At 36.8% G+C, this 4,630-nt stretch carries 3 protein-coding genes and 2 pseudogenes; 1 reads left to right on the top strand and 4 read right to left on the bottom strand.

Going from position 1 to position 4,630, the window contains the following annotated elements; genetic code table 11:
* A pseudogene (locus ACFINE_RS09190) lies at positions 1-303 on the bottom strand (ABC transporter substrate-binding protein); the annotation flags it as partial.
* Between the two features lie 1,249 nt (positions 304-1,552).
* Between ACFINE_RS09190 and ACFINE_RS09185 the strand changes: the two are divergent.
* Positions 1,553-1,717 carry a hypothetical protein gene (locus ACFINE_RS09185; RefSeq protein WP_375621822.1) on the top strand — a complete coding sequence of 55 codons (165 nt, stop codon included), beginning with the start codon at positions 1,553-1,555 and terminating at the stop codon, positions 1,715-1,717.
* Between the two features lie 215 nt (positions 1,718-1,932).
* Here ACFINE_RS09185 and ACFINE_RS09180 read toward each other — a convergent pair whose 3' ends face one another.
* From ACFINE_RS09180 to ACFINE_RS09170, 3 genes and pseudogenes are all read right to left on the bottom strand, one after another.
* Entirely contained in the window at positions 1,933-2,559 is a 627-nt protein-coding gene (locus ACFINE_RS09180) for a DNA-3-methyladenine glycosylase I (protein WP_375612273.1), read from the bottom strand.
* On the bottom strand, positions 2,537-3,967 hold the full coding sequence (gene xseA, locus ACFINE_RS09175; RefSeq protein WP_375621821.1) for an exodeoxyribonuclease VII large subunit: 1,431 nt from the start codon (positions 3,965-3,967) through the stop codon (positions 2,537-2,539). The genes ACFINE_RS09180 and xseA overlap by 23 nt, the downstream gene beginning before the upstream one ends.
* Positions 3,968-4,369: 402 nt before the next feature.
* Positions 4,370-4,630 (bottom strand): annotated as a pseudogene (locus ACFINE_RS09170) (ABC transporter substrate-binding protein); the annotation flags it as partial.

Here is a 4,630-nt window from a genome sequence, read left to right as displayed (position 1 = left end):
AGTAATCACCGTACTGTGATCATCACCTGAAACATCCCAATGTGTTGCTAAAGCGGGAACCATTTTAGCAGGATCATCTGTCGCAGTACTGACCAAATTATCACAAATATTGTAAATAATTTCACTTCCATAAACATCATTAAGTTGTGCGGGATCAAACGTACTGATTGCATCAAGATTCCAAGCCATCACAAGGGTATTAGCCGGTGTTTTTGCTGAAACTTGTTGTGCAACCATCGCCAATGCCATAAGAGCAGAAACAAGAGAGCTGCTACTTTTCAATATTGTTTTCTTCAAGTTCATAAACTTTTCCCTTTATTTATTTTTATCAATTAATGACGCTGAAATAATATAGCAAATTTATAATTATAACATTGAATAAATACGTTCTAATCGCCTATATTTTTAGTCACCTACACAGAGTCATCTACTTGATAAATTCATTGACTTACGTCTCAATAAACCATAACGAACATGCAATATATGTTTTGCTAACCAGTATTACATTCTTTTCATAACCTCTTTGCATATGATAATGCACTATATCAGTTCCCTATTAATCATCAATAAGCCTTGTCGCCCAAAAAAATAGTGAGCTTTAAAAAAATCATTACGCAAAAATTTATGAATTCATTATTCTATTCCTTTAGGCGACATTTAAAATAAAATATGCAAACTTTAAAAATAGTCATCCCCCTCAAACACTCAGTTTCAAGATGTGGCACATCTTTACTACATGACCAAAACGGCACTGAAACAGCAGAAAGACATAAGAAAATATCTTTTCTAAAACGCTATCCCCCACAAAAAGCTGCTTAATCTTTTGAAAAATAAGTGTCAAAAGTTTTACGTTTTTACCAACAAAACCAAACGCGTTAACAAAGATAAAGGAAAAATGAGAAGAATCATTCCTTCCACGCTTTATCTTTTGAGAAATAAAGCTTACAATAAAAGAATATACACTAAAATGCATCCCCCCATTGATAAAAACAAAATTCATTAGACGTTTCCCCCCTAAAGACATAACGAATATAAACCCTTCTAAACTTTGGCGTGCATCATTGCTTTACCACTATAAAAATAGAATAGAAAACAACATACCGCAACAGAACTCTCGTTTCCAGCGGAAACATACAGAGATTCAACGAAGTAATGTAGTGGATACAAGCCTGCATGAGCTTAATCATCTTCCAAAAAATTGGAGCGCACACGCGGCAAGATCACTCTACTAATAGAGGAAAGCTATCAGATAATAAAACCCAACACAAGCAGCTTGAGTCATTTAACTTCAATTTTTCATCGCTGCATTTCATTTTATATTGCCTAGGTAAGCATTGGGCAATCAACCTACATATAAATAAACCAACAGTCATACAAGCAAAGAAAAACAATGCAACAACAGCACCCCATCTAACAACCACTTTGCATTCGTCAACAAACATGAATAAAATATTCATTAATTATAACAGTCACGTTATTAACGGAAATAAAAAAAACTCTTCTGAACCATTACAAATGCCAAAGACTGTTTCACAACACTGAGAGCTAGTAAATGCGTGATGGTGCCGATTTGCTCCTTCATAAAACTAAAGATGGAGTGCATTATGGACTTATCTGTCATACCATTCACGGGCTGCGTCGCGAAATGGGCTTTGGTGTACTAAATGTTTCTTTAAAACATACAAGACATTACCATTATCTCACTTCAGATACATAACAGTTAAGATATCACTCCTTTTTGCATCTGTTTTTTCATCCTCAAAATTATACCTTTATCGTTTTTAGTGCCAACAACAATAGAAAATCATTAATATTGTATAGTTTGTATATTTCAATTATCTTATACAGCGGAATTGTATAATTTATACATTTATTAAATAATTCAATTATTATCCTATTAATCATTACTCTTACAAAAGAAAGTTTGCCAATTTATCGACAAAAACATCCTTCAAGATGATCATTAACAATTCCTACGGACTGCATAAAAGCATAACAAATTGTGGGGCCAACAAATGTCCAACCACGTTTCTTCAAGTCTTGAGAAAGACGAAGAGAAGCAGGTGTCATAGGGTTAGCTAACAGTGTTTGAAAATCTATTTTTTCATAACGCTCCAATTGTGGTGGTTGAAAAGACCAAAAATAGTGGGACAAACTCCCCCACTCTGTTATAATTTCTTGTGCTCTCAATGCATTATTAAGCACTGATTGAATTTTTCCTTGATGGCGAACAATGTCTTTATTCTGCATTAACATTTGCACCTTCAGCTCATCATAATGAGCAATCTTTTCAAAGTCAAAGTGATCAAATGCAACGCGAAAAAAAGAGCGTTTTTTTAAAATTGTAAACCAAGAAAGCCCCGCTTGGAAACCTTCAAGACAAATTTTCTCAAACAAACGAATATCCTCAAAAATAGGCTTTCCCCATTCGGTATCATGATAAGCACAATAAAGTGGATCCGTTCCAGCCCATGCGCAACGAACTTTTTCATCCACTCCCTTAAGAAGACCTTCCGCAAGCATGGCATTAACCGTATTAAAAGAGAGTTCCTTGATCATCGCTTGGTGACTTTATCTGCTTGTGTTTTGATCTTTTAGCGGAAATAGGCTCTTGTGTTGCAACACTGATATCTCCATCAAAAAAGCGTAAATTTATTTGCCCTGTTTCAGGAAACTGAACCAATCGTTTAATGGGCTTATGATCTTTCCCCAAAGCCAAAACAAAACCGCGCTCCAAAATATTCTGATATGAAGTGCTTCTTAAAAGCCTAGATACTACCTCTAACCCAGCACGTTGTTTTTCCACACTACGCACAAAAGCACGCTGAAGACGTGCCGTATATTCCTTTGTATTGCGTTGTGCTTTTTCACTATTTAACAAACGCGGTGAAAAACGCACACCAAGTGCATGAAAAGAAAAACGTTTTTTATCGTAGCTTACACAAAGAGCACGCTGCAATCGACTTGAAGTTTCATCCAAACCACGCCGTGGTAGAGCAAAAAGTTGATCGGCAGTCGGAAGAGCTCGTAGAGTAGCACGCAATTTTTGTCGATAAAAATCCAAATAACGCGCGAGTCCCTTGCGCAAACGTGCATCAAGCGATGCCACCAGCACCTCGAGATCAAGCTTAACAGGAACAGCCCGTTCTGCTGCGGCGGTAGGAGTTGGAGCGCGCCAATCAGCCACATAATCAATCAAGGTCCAGTCCGTTTCATGCCCAACAGCAGAAATAACAGGAAGAGAAGATTCATAAACAGCACGAACAACAGCTTCGTCATTAAACCCCCACAAATCTTCTAAACTTCCTCCTCCCCGTGCAACAATAATAAGATCAGGTTTTGGAATAAGTCCACCTGGACCAAGAGCATTAAAACCTTCAACAGCAACAGCCACTTCCCTCCCACTTGTTTCCCCCTGAACACGTACAGGCCAAACCAAAATATGCAACGGAAAACGATCGGATATACGATGAATAATATCACGAATAACAGCACCTGTTGGTGATGTTACAACGCCTAAAATTCGAGGCATATAAGGCAAAGTTTTTTTCTTTTCTTCATCAAACAAGCCTTCTTCTAAAAACTTTTTCTTACGATTTTCAAGAAGTGTCATCAAAGCACCAACCCCCGTTGGTTCAAGAGCCTCGATGACAATTTGATATTTCGATGACCCTGGATACGTCGTAAGTTTACCAACAGCAACTACTTCCATCCCTTCTTCAGGAGGGAATTTGAGCTTTTCCATAACTCCACGCCAAATAACAGCTTCCAACCGTGCCTTATCATCTTTTAAAGCAAAATAAGCATGTCCCGAAGCATGAGTACCACGATACCCTGATATCTCCCCACGCACCCGTACATAACCAAACTTTTCTTCAACAACACGCTTTAGAGCCCCTGCTATTTCGGAAACAGTGAATTCTGCCACATTTGTTACACCTGTTTTTTCACTAAACAAACTTACCATTTTTCAATTCTTTACGCCCGTTTCTGTGAACCTTTTTGAAACAACACATCTTTAAACTTTTGATTTATAGCTTCATCAAAATACCCATAACACCGGCTAGAACAACTTATATTTTTAATTTCAAATCGATTATCAGGGTTGTAAAAAAAAACTTGAAGCCGTTGTATGGGGATGTCTAGAGTCATTATTTCATCCGAAAATTCTATCAATAGAAGTTAAAATATTCAATCCTAACATCCAAACAAACACATATTCTATAAGAATTCCTGAAATAAAATTCTCTACACAACATAGTAATCCATTCCCGATAAAATTCAATGTATTGCAAAGTGTTAAAGAGCTTTGCAATACATCAAATATATCATGACCATGTTTTTTATATTTTATAAACCTGATACCTTTTTATTTTTCAATTGCACTATAAAAAATACGTGGTGCACTATTCCAAACCCATTTTTTAACATCAGGTGTCATCGCTATCGTGTGATACGTCTGATAGATAAAAGCATAAGGTCCTTTCTGCATAAATTCACGTTGCAAATCAGCATACATTTGCGCCCGTTTTTTGGGATCTTTTTGAAACAACGCATCTTGAACCTTTTGATTCATAGTTTCATCCAAATACCCATGGCACCAACTCGCATAGCCTGTATTTTTAGCCTC

Source organism: Bartonella sp. AA97HXZ, assembly GCF_042196985.1.
Lineage (GTDB): Bacteria > Pseudomonadota > Alphaproteobacteria > Rhizobiales > Rhizobiaceae > Bartonella.
Note: the sequence above shows the minus strand (reverse complement) of the source record. Positions and strands in the feature narration are given on the sequence as shown.